The organism is Propionicimonas sp., from assembly GCF_049840635.1.
In the GTDB taxonomy this organism is placed as follows: Bacteria; Actinomycetota; Actinomycetes; order Propionibacteriales; family Propionibacteriaceae; genus Propionicimonas.
Genome location: NZ_JASGKL010000004.1, coordinates 1077247 through 1096878, shown reverse-complemented (window position 1 = coordinate 1096878; position 19632 = coordinate 1077247). Strand labels below are relative to the sequence as shown.

Here is a 19632-nt window from a genome sequence, read left to right as displayed (position 1 = left end):
TCTTCCGTGCGTCACAGGGGTTCGGGCAGGGCGCGCAGGCCCGCGAGCAGTCCGCGTCCATCGGGCGCCTCGACCCAGGGGGTGTCGGCCTCCGCGTCCTGCTCCTCGGGCAGCGCGGACGTCGTGCCGTGGGCGAGCACCTGCTCAGTGGCGGACAGCTGGCGGATCGCGATCGCCCGGACGCGGTCGGGCGCGACGTGGGCGAAGTTGGCGTACAGGACGGGGTCGTGCTGGCCGTCGTCGCCGACCAGCACCCACGAGATGTGCGGGAAGTCCCTGGTCAACTGCAGCAGCGCGTCCGCCTTGTGGGCCATGCCGGACCGGAACCAGCCGGTGTTGGTGGGCCCCCAGTCGGTGAGCAGCATCGCGCCGTGCGGGTAGCCGTGCCGCTTCAGGAACCGGGACAGGAAGTCGTGGGTGTTCCACGCGCCGGTCGAGACGTAGAGGACGGGAGCGCCCGGGTGCTCGGCCAGCAGCGTGGTGTACATCCGGGCCATCCCGGGGACGGACTGGCGGGCGGACTCGTCGCGGATGAACGAGTTCCAGGCCGCGATCATCGGGCGGGGCAGCCAGGTCGAGATGATCGTGTCGTCGATGTCGGACACGATCCCGAACGTGACGTCGTCGCCGACGACGTGGACGTCCGCCGACGCCATCTTCGACGTCCGGCTGCGCACGCCGACCTGCTGCCAGCCGGGCGCCAGCTGGAGGTTGCGGATCCGCTCGTCGATGTAGCCGCCACGATCGGTGATGGCCGTGACCACCTGGTCGCCGACCGTGATCGTGACCGCGGCACGCACGCAGGCCGCGCTGAAGAAGTTGCGGAAGCCGCGCCGCTTGATCAGGTCCTCGGTCGCCTTGGCGAGCCCGCCGCGCGCGCGGTTCGGCACGAGGACGACGCGTCCGAGCACCCGGATGCTCTCGCTGCTGCCGTAGCCGGTGTAGCAGATCACCTTCTCGCGCCAGCCGAGCCCGCGCAGGAACCCCTCGATCCGGCGGTCGATGAACTCCTCGACGCGCGCGGCGATGAAGGGACGGGTGGTGCTCACGGCACCCCACCCTAATGGCGCCGGGCCCCCAGCCCTCGCAGCCCCGCCCCAGCAACGTCCGGGCCGGAGCAGGCCGCCGGGTTCGGACATTCCGGAGAGGGTGAGAAGATGCAGCAATGACGCCACGTCCTGCGCTGAACCTGCCGGCGGGCCTGCGGGCCGAGATCCACGCCTGCGGCTACTTCCCCGAACTGGTCTCGGACGCCGTGTCGCTGGCCCTGGGGCCGGAGGAACCGATCGCGCACCTCGTCCACCACGAGGCGACGTTCAACCGCGAGGAGATCCAGCGGCACCTGTCGGTGCTCGTGCTCACCGCGTCCCGGCTGATCGTCGCGCACACCGACGAGAACGAGGACCCCGGAGAGCCCGCGCAGGCGCTGACCACGACCGAGTCGGTCGGGCTGCGGGAGGTGAACTCCGTCGCGCTGAGCCAGGTGGTGGCGCACCCCGAGCGGTACGGCTCGCGACGGACGGAGGTGTCCGAGGCGTGGCTGACGATCACGTGGGGGACGATGCGGCGGATCGACCTCGAGCCCGCCCACTGCGCCGACCCGGAGTGCGAGGCCGACCACGGCCTGACCGGAATGCTCGCCGGCGACGACCTGACCGTGCGGATCAGCGCGGCCGGTGACGGTGAGACGAAGGTCGCCCAGCTGATCAGTTTCGCGTCGGCGCTGCAGCTGGCCACCGGCAGCTTCGCGTGAGCGAACCGCTCGTCCCCGCCTACGGGCGCTCGACGCTGGCCGACCTGCTCCCCAGCCTCGGTGCCCACCTGGGCCTTCCGGGCGGGCAGGACGTCCTCGGGCTGCCGGCGTCCGAGCGCTACCTGGTGGTGCTCGTGGACGGGCTGGGCCGGTCGCTGCTCGCCCGGTACGCCGACCACGCCCCGTTCCTGGCCGGTCTCGCGGGTCCGACGATCACCTCCGGGGTGCCCAGCACGACCGCGACGTCCATCTCGAGCCTGGGCACGGGGCTGCCGCCCGGACGCCACGGCATCGCCGGCTACTCGTTCTGGTACGCGCCGGCGCACAGCGTCCTGACCACGCTGCGCTGGCCCACCGACGTCGACGGCCTTGACGTCCAGCCGCAGCTGACCTACTTCGAGCGGCTCGAGCGGGCTGGCGTCCGCACGGCGGCGATCGCCCCCGCGCACTTCGCGGGTACGGGCCTGACCACGGCGGCGCTCCGGGGTCCGTCCTTCCTGCCCGTGACCGACGAGCGGGACCGGACACGCAGGGTCGCGCTCGCCCTGCAGGCCGTGACGGCGGGGGAGCGGACGCTCGGCTACTTCTACGAGCGGCAGGTCGACCACGCCGGCCACGAGCACGGGACGGGGTCGCCGGCCTGGCTCACCGAACTCGGCCGCACCGACCAACTGGTCGCGGAGCTGAGGGACGCGCTGCCCGATGACGTCCGGATGGTCGTGACCGGCGACCACGGCATGGTGGACGTCCCACGCCGACGGCGGCTGGTGGTCGAGGACGAGCCGGACCTGCTGGCCGGCGTGACCGCGTTCGCGGGTGAGGGCCGACTGCGCCAGCTGATGACCCGTGAGCCCGCGGCGCTCGCCGCGCGCTGGCACGACCGGCTGGGCGATCGCGCGTGGGTGCGGACGCGGGACGAGGCCATCGACGAGGGCTGGTTCGGCGACGTCTCCCCGCGGCTCGCCGACCGCTTCGGCGACGTCCTGGTGGCGATGGCCGACGACGGTGCCGTGATGACCCGCACCCTGCCCAGGGAACTGACCCTGGTCGGCATGCACGGCTCCCTCACGCCCGAGGAACTGCAGGTCCCGCTCCTGTTCGCCTGAGCGGCCTTCCACTGGCGCCCCGTTCTCAATCCGTGGTCCCAGGGGTGCGGTCGGTCGTCGTCGAGATCCCGGCTTTCGCCGGGATGACAGGGGAGGATTGTCATCCCGGGCTTGACCCGGGATCTCCGGGAGCGCGGCGGCCACGCGTTCGTGGGCGGGGGCGCGGTGCGCCAGAATGACGCCGTGGCTGAACTGACCTACTTCACCGGGCCGATGGACTGCGGCAAGTCGACGCTGGCGCTCCAGGTCGCCTACACCGAGTCCCACGCCGGACGTCAGGGACGGTTGTTCACCATGCTCGACCGCTCGGGCTCCTCGGTGATCACCTCGCGGATCGGGCTGAGCGCTCCGGCGATCGAGGTCACGGAGGAACTCGACTTCTGGCGCGAGGTCGTCTCCGAGCTCACAGCCGGCCGGCGGGTCGACTTCCTGGTCTGCGACGAGGCGCAGTTCTACTCCCGCGCCCACATCGACCAGCTCGCCCGGATCGTCGACGAGTTGCAGATCGACGTGTTCTGCTTCGGCATCCTCACCGACTTCCGTACCGAGTTGTTCCCGGCGTCCCAGCGCCTCGTCGAGCTGTGCGACCGGATGGAGATGCTCCAGGTGCGCCCCCGTTGCTGGTGCGGGGAGCCGGCCACCCACAACGCGCGCACAGTGGGGGGCGTGATGGTCACGGAGGGCAGCCAGGTGGTCGTGGGCGACACCGACGCCGCCGAGGTGGCCTACCAGGTGCTGTGCCGGCGGCACCACCGCCGCAGGGTGACCGCACAGGTCGCGGCGGTCACGCTGAGCCCCGAGCCGTTGCCGTTCGAGTCCTGATCAGCGCTTGCCGGGGTTCTTCGGCGAGCCGAACATGATCTCGTCCCAGCTCGGGACGGACGCACGCTTGCGCTTCGGCCGGGACGGGGCGGGCTCGGCGGGCGGCTCCTCCTCGAGGAGGGCGGGCTGCTCGGGTTCGGCCGGCGTCCCGTCGGGCTCCGCTGCCGGCTCCTCCGCGTCCGCCTCGACCTCGGCGATGACGACCTCCTCCGCAGCCGACGCCTCTTCGGCCTCGTCCGGTTCGTCGTCGACCACGGCCGGCGGCACGGGCGCCTCGGCCGCGCGGATCAGGCCCGCGTAGATCTGGACCGAGTCCTCGTCGAAGCTGGACAGCATGTCGTAGAGCACGTCGAGTCCGGAGCCGGAGGAGGGGACGATGTCGTACACCCCGTCCACCTCGGCCAGTTCGCCCTCGGCGTAGGCGTCGTCGATCTCGTCGTCCAGCTCGTCCAGCGGGATCGTGTCGTTGGGGTCCTCGGGCTCGTCCACCCGCGGTTGCACCACCCGCACCAGGGCGAGGTCGTCGTTGAGCCCGACGGTGGGCTCGGCCTCCTCCTCGCGGCGGCGGCGCCCCGGCTGGGGACCGTGGGACGCGGAGTGGAGCCCGAGCAACCAGCGGGCGTCCTCGTTCTCGGCCACGGAGAAGCGGCCGCCCGCGTCGTAGGTGAACAGGGCGTCGCGGTGGGAAGAGCCTGAGTCGTACTCGACGCGGACCGCCCAGCGGCGACCCTCGATCCGCCAGGCGTCCCAGGCGAGCGTGTCCAGGTCGACCTTGCGGGTGGCGAGGCGGTCGGTGACGACCTCGGCCAGCGTCCGGTGCGCGATGGTCTCCGACCCGCGGCGGACGGGGTGCGCCTGGGCCTGCCCCGCGATGAACTCGCGCTCGGCGATCACGGGCGCAGCGAAGGGTTCCACCCAGTCGACGCCCATGCCCGCGGCCCTGGCGACGTCCTCCAGGCTCTCGCCCGACCGGACGCGTGCCTGGATCTCCCGCGGGGTCAGGGCGCTGTCCATATCGATCTCCAGGTGGCTGGCGTGTGGCGGCTGGCGCACCGCGTCCCCGGTGCCGCGGCTCGGGTGTCGGTGAGTCATCGCCCCTTCTGGGTTTGTGTCTGCAGGTAACCTACCAACCCGACTCACCAACCGGACGGCGGCGCGACGACTGCGCCGAGGTCGTCGATCCGGCAGGGGGACGGCGATCGCGCCGGGATGTGATATACACGCCTCGCACGAGATGCCCGACGCCCCCGAGCAGGCACCGCGGAATGGAGATGGACCCACAGCTATGGCGACCGACTACGACGCCCCTCGCAAGACCGACGAAGAGAGCGAAGACTCGATCGAGGAACTCAAGACCCGTCGGAACGACAAGAACTCCGGCAAGGTCGACGAGGACGAGGTCGAGGCGGCCGAGACTTTCGAGCTGCCCGGCGCCGACCTGTCCCATGAGGAACTCACGGTGCGGGTGCTCCCGCGCCAGGCCGACGAGTTCACCTGTGCGTCCTGCTTCCTGGTGAAGCACCGCAGCCAGATCGCGGAGGTCCGCAACGGGATGGCCTACTGCGTGGACTGCGCGGGCTGACCGGCCGGCCGGGCGGGCTCCTCGAACTCAGATCCTCAGGGTGGTCTTGTTGATGCCCGGAGCGGGCGTGCCCATCACGCGCGTCCACTGGTTGGCGGCGAACCGGTTGACCAGCAGCTGGGACAGACCGATCCCGACCCCGCTGGCCACGGCCCAGGTGAGCGCCCGGCGCAGGGGGACCTCGGGGTCGTTCGGCTCCGGCGGCGTGTCCCCGGTGGCGAGCTCCCAGACCGCGTTGACGGCCTTGGCCGCGACCAGGGTGGTCAGGGCGCCGATCGCGCCGGCGTACAGGTTCCAGAGCAGTTTCTGCGACGTGTTCACATGTCCTCCTGCTGCCATCCTGCCAAGCACCGCTAGCGTGGATCAATGAGCTACCGCGAACGATTGGGCGTCCCTGCGGGCTGGTGGGTGACCGGACTGCTGGTGGCGCTGAGCTTCGTGACAGCGGTCGGCTTCTACATCGGGCCCCTCGTGGCCGTCGTCGCCGGGGTGGTGACGGCTGCCGCCGTCGTGGCCGCACTGCTGTACTACGGACGCGTCGTCGTCGCGGTGGAGGACAGCGGCGTGCGGGCGGGGGAGTCCCTGCTGGAGTGGCCCTGGGTCGGCGAGGTGAGCGTCCACGAGCGCTCCGCGACGCGGCGCCGGCTGGGCCCGGACGCGGACCACGCGGCCTGGCTGGTCGTGCGCGGTTTCGTCCCCGGCTCGGTGGAGATCACCGTCGACGACCCCGCCGACCCGCACCCGTACTGGCTGGTGTCCAGCCGCAGACCGGCACAGTTCGCGGCAGCGATCGAAGCGTCCCGCCCCATCTCGCTGGACGGGGAGGCCGGCCAGGGCCCGGCTAGACTGCCGCAATGATCTCGGCCAGCCCGGAGCGGGTTCGGGTCGGCCTGACCAGGCTCGACCCGGGGATGCCCCTGCCGCGGTACGCCCACCCCGACGACGCGGGCGCCGACCTGGCGATCGCGGAGGACTGCGAACTCGCGCCCGGCGAGCGGCGGCTGGTCGGCACGGGGATCTCGATCGCGCTTCCGCAGGGGTGGGCCGGTTTCGTCCACCCCCGCTCGGGGCTCGCCGCGCGGGCGGGGCTGACGATCGTCAACGCCCCGGGCACGGTGGATGCCGGCTACCGCGGCGAGATCCGGGTGTGCCTGCTGAACACGGACGCGACGCGTCCGGTGCGGCTGGCCCGCGGCGACCTGATCGCGCAGCTGGTGGTGCAGCGGGTCGCGAGGGCGGAGTTCGAACTGCTCGACCAGTTGCCGGAGAGCGGACGCGGGGATCGCGGCCACGGCTCCACCGGCGGGGTCACGGAATGGGCGGCCCCGTCGGCCGCCGACAGGACAACAGAGGTGAACAAGTGATCTTTGGCCGCAAGCGCAGAGGCGTCGTCGACCCGGTGGAGGCCGAGGAGGCGCTGGAGGTCGCCGCCGACGAGGGTGTCGACGAGGAGTCCGCGACGGACGACGGCGATGCGGTCGCCATCGACGACGTCGACGACCTGGCCTCCGACGACCTCGAGGAGGACGCCGAGGCCGAGGAGGCCGACCTCGAGGAGGCCGAGGACGCCCTCGACGAGGAAGAGGCCGAGCAGGTCGAGGCCGTCGACTGGCGCGCGGACGGTCCGTTCGACGCCGACGAGGTGGACCTCGGTGATGAGGTCACCCGCATCGACCTCGGCTCGCTGATCGTCACGCCGTGGGAGGGCCTCGGGCTGCAACTGCAGGTGAACGAGGCGACCAGGGCCGTCCAGGCCGTCACGGCGGTGTGGCGAAACTCCGGGCTCGAGGTGGCCCTCTTCGCCGCGCCGGCGAGCGGAGGGCTGGCCGACGAACTGCGGGAGGACGTCGTCGAGGAGGCGGAGCAGGGCGGTGGCACCGCCACCCTCGCCGAGGGCCCGTTCGGCGCCGAGGTGCACCGCGTCCTGCCCCAAGAGGGAGCCGGCGGTGAGCAGCTGTTCCACGTCTCGCGGATCTGGTTCGCCGAGGGCCCGCGCTGGCTGCTGCGCGGCACGCTGCTGGGCGAAGCGGCGATCGGGGACGCGGAGGCGCCGCTGGTGTCCCCCTTTGTAGAGTTCTTCCGCAACCTCGTCGTGCGCCGTGGCGGCAAGCCAATGGTGCCCGGAGAGTTGATCCCGATGACGTTGCCCGAGTCCGCAGGGGAGGGGTGATGGCGAGCGCGAACCCGTTCCTCAAGGCGCTGCGGCGCCTCGGCGCGTCCAATGCCGAACTGGAGTCGGAGGCGCGCCAGAAGATCGTCCAGTCGGCCGGGGCCACGATGGTCGGCGAGCTGCAGGACCGCCAGTGGGCGCGCCTGCGCGGCACCATCTCCGTGCTCACGATGAAGCCCCGCAGCGGGACGCCGTGGCTCGAGGCCGAGTTCAACGACGGCTCCGGCACGGTCACGCTGATCTGGATGGGGCGCCGCGCGATCCCCGGCATCACCGCCGGCCGCGAGCTCACCGTGAGCGGTCGCGTGTCCTACGTGGACGGCCAGCGCCGCCTCTACAACCCGTACTACGAGCTGATCGCCGGCTGAAGCCTCGATCCGGCACGATGGGGACGGTTCCTGTCGTGCCGCGATGGCACGACAGGAACCGTCCCCATCGTGCCGCTTGTTGGTCTTGGCGGTCAGCCGGCGTCGGCGGTGCGGAGGTTCCGGGGGACGAGGTACTGGGCCAGCTCGGCCTCGTAGCTCGGGTCGGAGACGAACAGCAACTCGTCGTTGGCCTCCAGCGCGGCGTCGCGCTCGGGGGCGCGGGCGGCCCCGTCCCTGATGATCGTGACCAGCACGGCGTCGCCGGGCAGGTTCAGGTCGGCGATCCGGGTGCCGACGCGCGGCGAGCCCTCCGGCAGGGTCATCTCGACCAGGTTCGCGTGGCCACCGCGGAAGCTGAACAGGCGGACGAGGTCGCCGACCGTCACCGCCTCCTCGACCAGCGCGCACATCAGGCGCGGGGTCGACACGGCCACGTCCACGCCCCACAGGTCGTCGAACATCCACTCGTTGGAGGGGTGGTTCACGCGCCCCACGGTGCGGGGGACGCCGAACTCGGTCTTCGCCAGCAGGGAGTGGACGAGGTTGGCCTTGTCGTCACCCGTGGCGGCGATCGCGACGTCGCAGGAGTCGAGCGCCGCCTCCTCGAGGCTGGCGAGCTCGCAGGCGTCCGCCAGCAGCCACTCGGCCTCCGGGACGCTCTCGGGCTTGATCGCGTTCGGGTCGCGATCGATCAGCAGGATCTGGTGGCCGTTGGCGATCAGCTCGCGGGCGATCGAACGCCCGACGTTGCCGGCCCCGGCGATGGCGACACGCACAGCTGGTTCCTCTCAGTGCTCGACCGGCGGCCGGCCCAGGACGTCCTCGACGTCCGGCACCTGCTCGTTGGTGACGGCGGCGTAGATCAGGTCGCCGTCCTGGAAGACGGTGCCGTCGCCCGGCACCATGCCAGTGCCGAACCGCATCAGGAAGGGGATCTTGCAGCGCGCTGCGGACTCCATCGCGGTGACCTTCGTGCCCACCCAGCCGGTGTTCACGTGCACCTCGTTCAGCCGGACGCTGCCGGACGGGTCGCGCCACTGCGGCTCCGAACCGGACGGCAGCAGGCGGCGCAGCACCTGGTCGGCCGCCCAGCGGACGGTGGCGACGCTGGGGATGCCGAGCCGCTCGTACACCTCGGCACGGTTCTGGTCGTAGATGCGGGCGACGACGTTGTGGACCTCGAAGGTCTCGCGGACGACCCGGGCGGCCAGGATGTTGGAGTTGTCACCGCTGGAGACGGCGGCGAACCCGTCCGCGCGCTCGATCCCCGCGCGCTGCAGCACCTGCCGGTCGAAGCCGACGCCCTTGACGGTCTTGCCCTGGAACTCCGGTCCGAGCCGGCGGAACGCGTCCTGCACGATGTCGATCACGGCGACGGAGTGCCCGCGGTGTTCGAGGGCCCGCGCCAGGGACGAACCCACGCGTCCACACCCCATGATGACGATGTGCACCGCACCTGCCTCCACTCTGCGCCCGATCTGCCGCGCAAGACCCTATCCGGAGGGCCGACCGGCACGAAACCGACGCTACACCGGCGAATGGTTCGCCACACGTGGTGGAGGGCATAGGGTTCCGTTTCGTGAACGCCACTGACTTCGTCAAGCGGATGCTCGTCGGGCGCAAACTGTCGAGTGCGCAGCTGGGGGAGACCCTGCTGCCGAAGCGGATCGCCCTCCCCGTGTTCGCCTCCGACGCGTTGAGCTCCGTGGCGTACGCCCCTGACGAGATCCTGCTGACGCTGTCGTTGGCGGGCGTGGTCGGCTTCGCGTTCTCCTGGCAGATCGCCCTCGCCGTCGCCCTGGTCATGCTGCTGGTGGTGCTGTCCTACCGGCAGACCGTGCACGCCTACCCCTCCGGCGGCGGCGACTACGAGGTGGCGACGGTGAACCTCGGGCCGACCGCGGGCCTGGTCGTGGCCAGCGCGCTGCTGGTCGACTACGTGCTGACGGTCGCGGTGTCGGTGTCCTCCGGTGTGCAGAACGCCAAGGCCATGTTCCCGTTCCTGCAGGGCAACGAGGGCTGGGTGGCCGCCGTCGTGATCCTGCTGCTGATGACGATGAACCTGCGCGGCGTCCGCGAGTCCGGCTCGTTCTTCGCGATCCCGACCTACGGCTTCATGATCGGCGTGCTCGGCATGACCGCCTGGGGCCTGTTCCGCTACTTCGGCCTCGGCGAGCACCTGCAGGCGCCGACGGCGATGTACGGCGTCCAGGGCTCGGAGTCCTACGAGCCCTTCGTCGGCCTGGCCGCCGTGGTGCTGCTCGCCCGCGCGTTCTCCTCCGGCTGCGCGGCGCTGACCGGCGTCGAGGCGATCTCCAACGGCGTCCCCGCCTTCCGAGAGCCCAAGAGCAGGAACGCGGCCACGACCCTCGCGCTGCTGGGCACGGTGGCGATCACGATGCTCGGCGGGATCATCGTGCTGGCGAACCTCACCGGCCTGAAGCTGGTCGACCCGGACGGGCACTCGAGCTTCACCCTGAACGGCCAGGTCGTCGACATCGCCCACGAGACGGCGATGGGCCAGCTCGCCCGGACGATCTTCGACACCTTCCCCGTCGGCTTCTACTTCGTGATCACGATGACGATGGTGATCCTGTTCCTCGCGGCGAACACGGCCTTCAACGGCTTCCCCGTCCTCGGTTCGATCCTGGCCAGGGACGGGTTCCTGCCCAAGGCGCTGCACACCCGCGGCGACCGGCTGGCGTACTCCAACGGCATCCTCGCCCTCGCCACCGCCGCGATCGCCCTCGTCCTGATCTACAACGCCAGCGTGACCGCGCTGATCCAGCTCTACGTCGTCGGCGTCTTCGTGTCGTTCACGGTCAGCCAGTTCGGCATGCTGCGGCACTGGACGCGCCACCTGAAGACAGAGAAGGACCCGAAGGTGCGCGCCCACATGCAGCGCTCCCGCGTGATCAACGCCGTGGGGCTCACCGGGACGGGGCTGGTGCTGGTGATCGTGCTGGCGTCCAAGTTCATCTATGGCGCCTACCTGGCCGTGCTGGCGATGGCGGCGATGTTCCTGCTGATGCGCAGCATTCGCAACCACTACGACAAGGTCGCCCGCGAAGTGGCCGTCGCTCCCGCCGACGCCCGCATGCTGCCCAGCCGCGTCCGCGCCGTGATCATGGTGCAGGAGGTCAACAAGCCGACCATGCGGGCGGTCAACTTCGCCCGCGCGACCAGGGCCAGCAGCATCGAGGCCGTCACGGTGTCGGTGGACGACGCGGAGACCAGGGCCATCGTCGCGCAGTGGGACGCGCAGCAGCTGGAGATCCCGCTGAAGGTGATCGCCTCGCCCTACCGCGAGGTGACCGGGCCGTTCCTGAACTACGTGAAGGGCATGCGCTCGGACAACCCCCGCGACGTCGTCTGCGTCTACATCCCCGAGTACATCGTCGGGCACTGGTGGGAGCAGGTCCTGCACAACCAGACCGGCCTGATCCTGAAGACGCGGCTGAACTTCATGCAGGGCGTGATGGTCACGTCCGTGCCCTACCAGCTCGCCTCGTCGAAGTACGCGCTGAGCCGCGTCCAGCGCAACACGGCTGCGGCGTGGCGCCGACCGGGCACGGGCCAGGTGCGGGTCGGCGACTCCACCCGCGAGCCGTCCCGCAAGGAGTGAGCGGGCTGGAGCCCGGCGCCGTCCTCGAGGGCGTCGAGATCGGCCCGGTCGCCCACGGCGGGCACTTCATCGCCCGCCACGAGGGGCGCGTCCTGTTCGTGCGGCACGCGCTCACCGGTGAGGTCGCCGACGTCCGCATCACCGAGGTGAGCAAGCGGTTCGCGCGGGCGGACGCGGTCGCGATCCGCTCGGCGAGCGAGCACCGGGTCGAGCCGCCCTGCGCGATCGCGGGACGTTGCGGCGGTTGCGACTTCCAGCACGTGGAGCCGGCCTTCTCCCGCGAACTCAAGCGCCGTGTGGTCGCCGAACTGCTCGGCCACCTGGCCGGCTACGAGTTCACCGGCGAGGTCGAGGAGGTGTCGCCGTCCCCGCTGGGCTGGCGCCGCCGGATGCGCTACCACCGCGACGCGGAGGGAAGGCCGGGACTGCGCGCGCATCGGTCCAGGGACGTCATCGCGCTGCCGGTGACCGGGTGCCTGATCGCCGACCCCGGGATCGCCGACCCGGCGGTCGACACTCCGGCGTCCGGGGCGTCCGGGGAGACCTGCTTGGCGTGGCCGCGGGTTCCGGCGCGCTGTTCCTCGACCCGTCCGACCGGCGCACGGTCACCGAACGGGTGGGGGAGCGCAGCTTCGAGGTGGCCGCCGCCGGCTTCTGGCAGCCGCACCGGCACGCCCCGGACGTCCTCACCGGTCGGGTGCGGGACGGGCTGGCCGCGCACTCCGGCGACACCGCCCTCGACCTCTTCTGCGGCGTGGGTCTCTTCGCCACCACGCTGGTGGACGCGGGCGCCCGCGTGTGGGGGATCGAGGGTGACCGGAGGGCGGTCGAACTCGCCCGTCGCAACGTCCCGTCCGCCCGGTTCGTCGCTGGCGACGTCCTGGCCCGAATGGCCCGCGTCCCTGACCGTGCGGACCTGGTGGTGCTCGACCCGCCCCGGACGGGTGCCGGCGGGCCGGTGATGGCCGCCATCGCCGCGCGGCGTCCCCGGGCGATCGCGTACGTCGCGTGCGACCCGGCCGCGCTCGGGCGGGACCTCGCGACCGCGTCGGGCCTGGGCTACCGGGTGGTGTCGGTGCACGCGTACGACCTGTTCCCGATGACGCACCACGTCGAGTGCGTTGCTATTCTGGAACCACGATGACCACCGCCACCCGTGAACGCCGCACGCGTCCGGAGGCGAAGTGTCCGCTCAGGCCCGGTGACGTCTGCAACCTGTGCCAGCTGAACGTGACCGGGCCGCAGGACTGTGGCCTGGTGTACCTGGTGATGTCCGACCCCGACCTCCGCGAGGAGTGGGGCGAACGCCGCCACGCCGGCCGCTGACGCAGCCCGCGGATGCCGGCCGCGGTGTCGGCCGTGTCGGCTAGCCTCGGAACCGACGGGTGTGGGATATTATCTCGACATCAAGATATCTCCGGCGGCTCCAGGAGGACCCATGAGCATCGACAGCTTTTCCTCGGCACACCAGCTGAGCGTGGCCGGGAAGGACTACCAGATCTTCCGGCTCGACGCCGTGGAGGGGTCGGCGACGCTGCCGTTCAGCCTGAAGGTGCTGCTGGAGAACCTGCTGCGCACCGAGGACGGGGCGAACATCACCGCCGACGACATCGCTGCGCTGGGCGCGTGGGACCCGGAGGCTGAGCCGAACCGCGAGATCCAGTTCACGCCGGCCCGCGTGATCATGCAGGACTTCACCGGCGTCCCGTGCGTGGTCGACCTGGCCACCATGCGGGAGGCGATCGCCGACCTCGGCGGGGACGCGACGAAGGTGAACCCGCTGTCGCCGGCGGAGATGGTGATCGACCACTCCGTCGTGGCCGACCTGTTCGGCACGCCGGACGCGTTCACGAGGAACGTGGAGCTGGAGTACCAGCGCAACCGCGAGCGGTACCAGTTCCTGCGCTGGGGCCAGACCGCGTTCGACGACTTCGTCGTCGTGCCGCCGGGCACCGGCATCGTGCACCAGGTGAACATCGAGCACCTCGCCCGCGTGGTCTTCCCGCGGGTGGTGGACGGTGTCCTGCAGGCCTACCCCGACACCTGCGTCGGCACCGACTCCCACACCACGATGGTGAACGGGCTCGGCGTGGTGGGCTGGGGCGTCGGCGGCATCGAGGCCGAGGCCGCGATGCTCGGCCAGCCGGTGAGCATGCTGATCCCTCGCGTGGTCGGCTTCAAGCTGAGCGGCAAGCTGCCCGAGGGCACCACCGCCACCGACCTCGTCCTGACGATCACCGAGATGCTGCGCGCCCACAAGGTGGTCGGCAAGTTCGTCGAGTTCTACGGGCCCGGCGTCGCCGAGGTGCCGTTGGCCAACCGCGCCACGATCGGCAACATGAGCCCCGAGTACGGCTCCACCATTGCGATCTTCCCGATCGACGACAAGACGATCGACTACCTGCGCCTAACCGGACGCAGCGACGAGCAGCTGGAACTGGTCGAGGCCTACGCCCGCACCCAGGGCCTGTGGCACGACCCCGACCACGAGCCCCGCTACTCCGAGTACATGGAGCTCGACCTCTCCACCGTCGTGCCGAGCATCGCCGGTCCGAAGCGCCCCCAGGACCGGATCCTGCTGAGCAAGGCGAAGGAGTCCTTCGAGGACACCCTGCCCGCCTACGTCTCGGACGCCACGAAGCCTGCGCAGGTGAGCCTGGCCAGCGGCGAGGAGTTCGAGCTGCCCAACGGCGCGGTCACGATCGCGGCGATCACGTCCTGCACGAACACGTCGAACCCGAGCGTGATGGTCGGCGCGGCGCTGGTCGCCAAGAAGGCCGTCGAGAAGGGCCTCAAGCGCAAGCCGTGGGTGAAGACCTCGCTGGCGCCGGGCTCCAAGGTCGTCACCGACTACTACGCGAAGTCCGGGCTGGACACCTACCTCGAGGCGCTCGACTTCGACCTGGTCGGCTACGGCTGCACGACCTGCATCGGCAACTCCGGCCCGCTGATCCCCGAGGTGTCCCGCGCGGTGAACGAGAACGACCTCGCGGTCACGTCCGTCCTGTCGGGCAACCGCAACTTCGAGGGCCGGATCAACCCCGACGTCAAGATGAACTACCTGGCCAGCCCGCCGCTGGTGGTCGCCTACGCGCTGGCGGGGACGATGGACATCGACCTCACCTCCGAGCCGCTCGGCAAGGACACCGAGGGCAACGACGTGTTCCTGAAGGACATCTGGCCGAGCCAGGCCGAGGTGGACGAGGTCGTCGGCTCCTCGATCTCCGCGGAGATGTTCACGTCCCGCTACGCCGACGTGTTCGCCGGGGACGACACGTGGCGTTCGCTGCCCACCCCGACCGGTGAGACCTTCTCCTGGGACGGCGACTCGACCTACGTCCGCAAGCCCCCGTACTTCGAGAACATGCCGGCCCAGCCGGTTCCGGTGACGGACGTGAGCGGCGCCCGCGTCCTGCTGAAGCTCGGCGACTCGGTCACCACCGACCACATCTCGCCCGCCGGCTCGATCAAGGCCGACAGCCCCGCCGGGAAGTACCTCACCGAGCACGGCGTCGAGCGGAAGGACTTCAACTCCTACGGCTCGCGGCGCGGCAACCACGAGGTGATGATCCGCGGGACCTTCGCCAACATCCGGCTGCGCAACCAGATCGCCCCGGGCACCGAGGGCGGCTTCACCAGGGACTTCACGCAGGCCGACGGTCCGGTCGCGACGGTGTTCGACGCGTCGGTGAACTACCAGGCCGCGGGCGTCCCGCTGGTCGTGCTGGCCGGCAAGGAGTACGGCTCGGGCTCGTCGCGGGACTGGGCGGCCAAGGGCACGATGCTGCTGGGCGTCAAGGTCGTCATCGCCGAGAGCTACGAGCGGATCCACCGTTCGAACCTGATCGGCATGGGCGTCCTGCCGCTGCAGTTCCCCGAGGGCCACAACGCGGACTCGCTCGGCCTGACCGGCGCGGAGACGTTCACCGTCGAGGGCATCACGCAGCTCAACGACGGCAGCACGCCGAAGACGGTGAAGGTGACGGCCGTCGGCGACGGGGGGCCGATCACGTTCGACGCGATCGTGCGGATCGACACCCCCGGGGAGGCCGACTACTACCGCCACGGCGGCATCATGCAGTACGTGCTGCGCTCGCTCCTGGCCAGGTAATGGGCCGACGCAGGGCCCATTCCCCGACCGGGGGCCCGGCGGCCGTCGTCGACGAGATGCCGGTCTCCGCACGGGTGGCGTGGTCTTACGTGGCCGCGCTGCTCGCGGGCATCGGGATGGCCCTGCTCGTCGTGCTCTCGAACCAGACCCTCGGCGTGCTGGTGTGCAGCGGGCTGGGCTCGACCGACGACGCGGTCGCCGACTGCAAGCTCGGCTTCGTGATCTGGACGGCCGTGGTGGGCTACGTGCTCTGCCTGCTCCCCGCGGTGCTGCTGCTGCGGCTGGGCTGGTGGATCTGGGTGTCGATGGCTGCCCTGGCCGGCATCCTGGTCTCGACCGACGCCGTGACCGACTGGTGGTGGTGGGTGGCAGCAGCGCTGGTGCCCGCTGTCGCCGCGCTGATCAGTGCCGACTGGGGGAGGGGACGGGTCTTCCGGCGCGTCCAGCTCGCCGTCCTGCTGGTCCTGGTCGTCGTGGCGGGCGCCCTGTTGTGGTGGTGGTACACCACCACCTGAGGGTCAGCCGAGCCCGAGTTCGCGTGCCCGAATGGCCAGGGTGACCCGGTTCGTCGCGCCGAGCTTCGCCATCAGCGCGGACACCTGGTGTTTCACCGAGGACGGCGAGAGGTAGACCGTCCCTGCGATCTGGGCGTTGGTCCGGCCGGCCAGCAACAGTTCGAGGATCGCGGTCTCGGCGTCGGTGAGGTCGACGGACGGGGCGGCCTCCGGCGGGTGGGCGGCGAGCGCCGCGCCGGCGCCGGCGAGGACGGAGACGCCGTACCTGGCCGCCTCGATCGCGTGGACCAGGGCGGGCACGGGCAGGTCCTTGGGCAGGAAGCCCGCCGCTCCGGCTCGCAGCATCTCCGCCGCGGCGTCCGGGTCGGCCAGGGACGTCAGGGCGAGGATCCGGGTGCGGGGCGAACTCGCGCGCAGCGCCCGCACCGTCGACGGGCCGTCCAGGAGCGGCATCGAGATGTCCACCAGCGCCACGTCCGGCGGTTCCAGGGCGGCGGCCGCGGCCGCCTCGGCGCCGTCCGCGTGGGTGGAGAGGATGCGGATCCGGCCGGAGCCGGTCAGCAGGTCGGCGAGCACCGTCCGCACGAACAGGTCGTCGTCCACGATGAGGACCGTGGTCAGACCGCCTCCCGCAGGGGGACGGTGATCCGGGTGATCCACTGCGCGCTCTCCTTCCTGGTCTCCAGCATGCCCCCGACGGCCGCCAGGCGTTCGCTGGCACCGAGGAGTCCCATCGCCCGTTGGCCCGAGCCCGCGTTCGACACGGCCAGGTCGTTGATGAAGGCCAGGTCGACCGCCTGGGCGTCCACGCTGGCCACCATGATGCACGGGCGCCCGCGGGGGGCGTGCCGCTGGATGTTGGCCGCGGCCTCGAGGGCGACCGCCCCGACGACCTCGCCCACGCGAAGGGGGACCTTGTCGAGGTTGCCGTCGATCGTGACGGTGGGCGGGTGGCCGGACTCGCCGAGGTCGTCGATCACGCGCTGCAGGGTGGTGGCGAGCGAGCCGCCGGAGGTGATCGCCGGGGCGCTGTCGGGTTCCCGGAGGGCACTCAGCAGCCAGCGGAGTTCGCCGGACGCCTGGCTGATCCCGTCGGCGAGCGGTTCGAGGGCGTCGGCGTCGCCGGACGTGGCCGCCTGGCGGGCGCGGAGCGTGAGGTGGACGAGGCTGCGGGCGAGGCTGTCGTGGAGGTCGCGGGCGAGGCTGAGCCGCTGCTGGGCGAGCGCAGCGGCGCGGGCCTGCGCCTGGGTGCGACGGATCGCGGTGAACGCGTCCCCGATCAGCCACATGATCGCGATCATGGCGACCCAGATCAGCGAGCCGAGCAGGGCTGTCAGGACGAACCCGTAGTCGCCGACCTGGATCGCGGCCAGGACCAGCGCGTAGCCGATGCTCATCGCGAGTCGCACCCGCTGCTGCCCCCGCATGCCGGCGCCGAGGATCACGATCAGGCCGGCGTACTCGCCCATGGCCATCCACGCGTCCGGCGCGAAGAGGTAGCCGGCTGTCAGGACGCCCACGGCGACACTGCCCGCGCGCGGCCACCGGGAGGCTGCGGCTGCTGCGGCGCACGCGGCCAGGTCGAGGGCGATCCCGAGGGGGGTGTCGAGGGTGGCCCCCAGCACGACGCTCAGCACGGCCAGCAGCGCGGCGAGGACCACGTCGATGGTCCCGCTCGTGGGGCTGGGGACGCGTGGGAGCCGCATGGTGCAATGAAACCGCCTGCGCCGTCAATGAGCCAATCGGCCCACCGGCTGACCGGATGGCCGACGGACCCGCCCGATCGGGCAGAATCCGCGCCGGAGCGCGCCCGACCGGGCAGAGGTTCGTGTCGGGTCGAGACGGGGCCGGGGACGGACTGGGACGCTCAGTTCATGTCGATCTGCACACCTCGCAGCGGGAGTCACCACGCACTCCTCACGCAGGGCATCGTCGCCGCCGTCGCCGGCTCGGTGCTCGCGGTGTCACTCGGCTTCCCGGTCACCACCCAGGGCTTCTGTGACGTCTTCCCGTTCTGGCCGGGCTGCCCGCGATGAAGAGTTTGCCGAGTACCCACCCCTGAGTGGAGGCGGCGCGTTCGTCGCGCCGCCTCCACACCCAACGGACAAAAGCCATGACCACTGCCACGTTCCTCCTCGGCGCAGCCGTCGTCGGTCTGGTGCTGGTCGCGCGCAAGGTCCACCGCTGGTGGTTCTCCCTCGCTGTGCTTCTGGCGGTGGCGATCCTCGTCCTCGGTAGTCCCGTGCCGGTCGCGGCGGAGACGCACTCGAAGGCCGTCGCGCAGGATGTCGCGCAGGATGTCGTGTCATCTCTCAGGACATCGGTGACGGTTCTGCGTCAGGACATCGGTGACGGTTCCGGGGTTCTTGGTGGTGACACTTCCTCGGCAGGGTTGGCCGGATGGCTGCCAACGACCCCATCGATCCTGTTGTCCGTCTCGCGATCGCCGAGTGGCCCGACGACGCCCCTCGTGGTGCGGTGTCGACGTTCTGTGCCGAGCACGGAATCTCGCGCAAGTCGTTCTACGAGCTGCGCAAACGGGCACGGGTCAACGGGCAGGCGGCGGTCCTCGAACCGAGGTCGCGGCGGCCGAGGTCGTCCCCGACGCGGCTGAGCGAGCAGGTGAAGGCGCAGGCGGTCGCGGTCCGCAAGGTGCTGGAGTCCTCCGGGTTGGATCACGGCCCGATCAGCGTGCACGACAAGATGACCGCGATGGGCCTGCCGGTGGTGCCCTCCACCGCAGCGTTGGCCCGCATCTTCCGCCAGGCCGGCGTGGCCCGGGCCGAGCCGAAGAAGAGGCCACGGGCCGCGTGGCGCCGGTTCGTCTATCCGGCACCGAACGCGTGCTGGCAGCTCGACGCGACCGAGTACGTGCTCACCGGTGGCCGAAAGTGTGTGGTCTTCCAGCTGATCGATGACCACTCCCGCTACGCGGTCGCCTCCCACGTCGCCTGGAGCGAAACCTCCGCTGCGGCGATCGCGGTGGTCGACAAGGGCATCGCCGCCCACGGCGTCCCCCAACGCCTCCTCAGTGACAACGGTGCCGCGCTCAACCCGTCCCGGCGCGGTGTCACCGGACAACTCTTCACCCACGTGACCCGGATGGGCATCCACGCGATCACCGGCAAGCCCTACAAGCCGACCACCCAGGGCAAGAACGAACGCTTCCACCAAACCCTGTTCCGCTGGCTCGACGCCCAACCCCTCGCCGAGTCCCTGGCGGAACTGCAAGCCCAGGTCGACACCTTCGACCGGATCTACAACACCCAGCGGCCCCACCAAGGCCTGCCCGGCCGGGTCACCCCCGAGACCGCCTGGCTCGCCACTCCGAAAGCCGCACCACCCCGCCCCCTGACCAGCCAGCCGACCCCTCCCCGCCCCCGCAAGCGACGCCGACCCGCACCGGCGCCCGACCTGCCCGCCGGCACCGTGATCCGCCACCTGACCAGCCAAGGAACCTTCGGACTCGACAACGTCCGATACCTCGTCGGCCCCGAACACGGCCTCGCCGAAGTCCTCGTCCAGCAACACGACGACCAGATCACCGTCATCGACCACAACGGCGAGATCCTCCTGGAAA

21 protein-coding genes and 2 pseudogenes are annotated in these 19632 nt (G+C 71.0%); 16 read left to right on the top strand and 7 right to left on the bottom strand.

The window, feature by feature from the left end:
- Nucleotides 1-11: 11 nt before the first annotated feature.
- Nucleotides 12-1049, bottom strand: coding sequence for an App1 family protein (locus QM779_RS05330; RefSeq protein ID WP_428532680.1), 1038 nt, complete (start codon nucleotides 1047-1049; stop codon nucleotides 12-14).
- Between the two features lie 116 nt (nucleotides 1050-1165).
- Here QM779_RS05330 and QM779_RS05325 point away from each other — a divergent pair, with 116 nt between their 5' ends.
- The 3 genes from QM779_RS05325 (at nucleotide 1166) to QM779_RS05315 (ending at nucleotide 3681) form a co-directional block, all read left to right on the top strand.
- The gene (locus QM779_RS05325) at nucleotides 1166-1753 is read left to right on the top strand and encodes a DUF5998 family protein (protein ID WP_428532677.1); all 588 of its coding nucleotides are present in this window, start codon (nucleotides 1166-1168) and stop codon (nucleotides 1751-1753) included.
- Nucleotides 1750-2859 (top strand): alkaline phosphatase family protein, encoded by a 1110-nt coding sequence (locus QM779_RS05320; RefSeq protein WP_428532674.1) that lies wholly within the window; start codon nucleotides 1750-1752, stop codon nucleotides 2857-2859. Before QM779_RS05325 ends, QM779_RS05320 begins: the two co-directional genes overlap by 4 nt.
- A gap of 183 nt (nucleotides 2860-3042) precedes the next feature.
- Nucleotides 3043-3681, top strand: coding sequence for a thymidine kinase (locus tag QM779_RS05315; protein ID WP_428532671.1), 639 nt, complete (start codon nucleotides 3043-3045; stop codon nucleotides 3679-3681).
- Here QM779_RS05315 and sepH read toward each other — a convergent pair whose 3' ends face one another.
- Complete coding sequence (sepH, locus tag QM779_RS05310; protein WP_428532668.1) at nucleotides 3682-4773, bottom strand: septation protein SepH; 1092 nt, start codon at nucleotides 4771-4773, stop codon at nucleotides 3682-3684. It lies immediately after the preceding gene.
- Nucleotides 4774-4966: 193 nt separating this feature from the next.
- On the opposite strand from sepH, the gene QM779_RS05305 reads away from it, so the two are divergent.
- Nucleotides 4967-5263 (top strand): DUF4193 domain-containing protein, encoded by a 297-nt coding sequence (locus QM779_RS05305; RefSeq protein ID WP_428532665.1) that lies wholly within the window; start codon nucleotides 4967-4969, stop codon nucleotides 5261-5263.
- A gap of 27 nt (nucleotides 5264-5290) precedes the next feature.
- On the opposite strand, the gene QM779_RS05300 is transcribed toward QM779_RS05305, so the two are convergent.
- Nucleotides 5291-5584, bottom strand: coding sequence for a DUF4235 domain-containing protein (locus tag QM779_RS05300; protein WP_428532662.1), 294 nt, complete (start codon nucleotides 5582-5584; stop codon nucleotides 5291-5293).
- Nucleotides 5585-5629: 45 nt separating this feature from the next.
- Between QM779_RS05300 and QM779_RS05295 the strand changes: the two genes are divergently transcribed.
- The 4 genes from QM779_RS05295 to QM779_RS05280 are packed head-to-tail and all read left to right on the top strand — an operon-like array spanning nucleotide 5630 to nucleotide 7801.
- Nucleotides 5630-6121 carry a DUF3093 domain-containing protein gene (locus QM779_RS05295; RefSeq protein WP_428532659.1) on the top strand — a complete coding sequence of 164 codons (492 nt, stop codon included), beginning with the start codon at nucleotides 5630-5632 and terminating at the stop codon, nucleotides 6119-6121.
- Nucleotides 6118-6627, top strand: coding sequence for a dUTP diphosphatase (gene dut, locus QM779_RS05290; protein ID WP_428532656.1), 510 nt, complete (start codon nucleotides 6118-6120; stop codon nucleotides 6625-6627). Before QM779_RS05295 ends, dut begins: the two co-directional genes overlap by 4 nt.
- Nucleotides 6624-7433 carry a DUF3710 domain-containing protein gene (locus QM779_RS05285; RefSeq protein ID WP_428532653.1) on the top strand — a complete coding sequence of 270 codons (810 nt, stop codon included), beginning with the start codon at nucleotides 6624-6626 and terminating at the stop codon, nucleotides 7431-7433. The genes dut and QM779_RS05285 overlap by 4 nt, the downstream gene beginning before the upstream one ends.
- A complete protein-coding gene (locus tag QM779_RS05280; RefSeq protein WP_428532650.1) occupies nucleotides 7433-7801 on the top strand; it encodes an OB-fold nucleic acid binding domain-containing protein in 369 nt (122 codons plus the stop codon). The genes QM779_RS05285 and QM779_RS05280 overlap by 1 nt, the downstream gene beginning before the upstream one ends.
- A gap of 92 nt (nucleotides 7802-7893) precedes the next feature.
- On the opposite strand, the gene QM779_RS05275 is transcribed toward QM779_RS05280, so the two are convergent.
- Both QM779_RS05275 and QM779_RS05270 read right to left on the bottom strand, forming a co-directional pair.
- Nucleotides 7894-8577 (bottom strand): potassium channel family protein, encoded by a 684-nt coding sequence (locus tag QM779_RS05275; protein WP_428532647.1) that lies wholly within the window; start codon nucleotides 8575-8577, stop codon nucleotides 7894-7896.
- Nucleotides 8578-8589: 12 nt separating this feature from the next.
- Complete coding sequence (locus tag QM779_RS05270; RefSeq protein WP_428532644.1) at nucleotides 8590-9267, bottom strand: potassium channel family protein; 678 nt, start codon at nucleotides 9265-9267, stop codon at nucleotides 8590-8592.
- Nucleotides 9268-9380: 113 nt separating this feature from the next.
- Here QM779_RS05270 and QM779_RS05265 point away from each other — a divergent pair, with 113 nt between their 5' ends.
- From QM779_RS05265 to QM779_RS05240, 6 genes and pseudogenes are all read left to right on the top strand, one after another.
- Entirely contained in the window at nucleotides 9381-11426 is a 2046-nt protein-coding gene (locus QM779_RS05265) for an APC family permease (RefSeq protein ID WP_428532641.1), read from the top strand.
- A pseudogene (locus QM779_RS05260) lies at nucleotides 11357-11545 on the top strand (class I SAM-dependent RNA methyltransferase); the annotation flags it as partial. The gene QM779_RS05265 and the pseudogene QM779_RS05260, both read left to right, overlap by 70 nt.
- 434 nt (nucleotides 11546-11979) lie before the next feature.
- Nucleotides 11980-12570, top strand: a complete 591-nt coding sequence (locus QM779_RS05255) for a class I SAM-dependent RNA methyltransferase (RefSeq protein WP_428532638.1) — start codon at nucleotides 11980-11982, stop codon at nucleotides 12568-12570.
- On the top strand, nucleotides 12567-12752 hold the full coding sequence (locus tag QM779_RS05250) for a DUF6767 domain-containing protein (protein ID WP_428532635.1): 186 nt from the start codon (nucleotides 12567-12569) through the stop codon (nucleotides 12750-12752). Before QM779_RS05255 ends, QM779_RS05250 begins: the two co-directional genes overlap by 4 nt.
- A gap of 112 nt (nucleotides 12753-12864) precedes the next feature.
- Complete coding sequence (gene acnA, locus QM779_RS05245) at nucleotides 12865-15537, top strand: aconitate hydratase AcnA (RefSeq protein WP_428532632.1); 2673 nt, start codon at nucleotides 12865-12867, stop codon at nucleotides 15535-15537.
- A 56-nt stretch (nucleotides 15538-15593) separates the two neighbouring features.
- Nucleotides 15594-16052 (top strand): hypothetical protein, encoded by a 459-nt coding sequence (locus QM779_RS05240; RefSeq protein ID WP_428532629.1) that lies wholly within the window; start codon nucleotides 15594-15596, stop codon nucleotides 16050-16052.
- 3 nt (nucleotides 16053-16055) lie between these two features.
- On the opposite strand, the gene QM779_RS05235 is transcribed toward QM779_RS05240, so the two are convergent.
- Together QM779_RS05235 and QM779_RS05230 are read right to left on the bottom strand one after the other, a co-directional pair.
- Nucleotides 16056-16655, bottom strand: a complete 600-nt coding sequence (locus QM779_RS05235) for a response regulator (RefSeq protein ID WP_428532626.1) — start codon at nucleotides 16653-16655, stop codon at nucleotides 16056-16058.
- A 14-nt stretch (nucleotides 16656-16669) separates the two neighbouring features.
- The gene (locus QM779_RS05230; RefSeq protein WP_428532623.1) at nucleotides 16670-17758 is read right to left on the bottom strand and encodes a sensor histidine kinase; all 1089 of its coding nucleotides are present in this window, start codon (nucleotides 17756-17758) and stop codon (nucleotides 16670-16672) included.
- Nucleotides 17759-17926: 168 nt separating this feature from the next.
- On the opposite strand from QM779_RS05230, the gene QM779_RS05225 reads away from it, so the two are divergent.
- Both QM779_RS05225 and QM779_RS05220 read left to right on the top strand, forming a co-directional pair.
- Nucleotides 17927-18088, top strand: a complete 162-nt coding sequence (locus QM779_RS05225) for a hypothetical protein (RefSeq protein WP_428532620.1) — start codon at nucleotides 17927-17929, stop codon at nucleotides 18086-18088.
- A gap of 364 nt (nucleotides 18089-18452) precedes the next feature.
- Nucleotides 18453-19424 (top strand): annotated as a pseudogene (locus QM779_RS05220) (integrase core domain-containing protein); the annotation flags it as partial.
- Nucleotides 19425-19632: the final 208 nt, after the last annotated feature.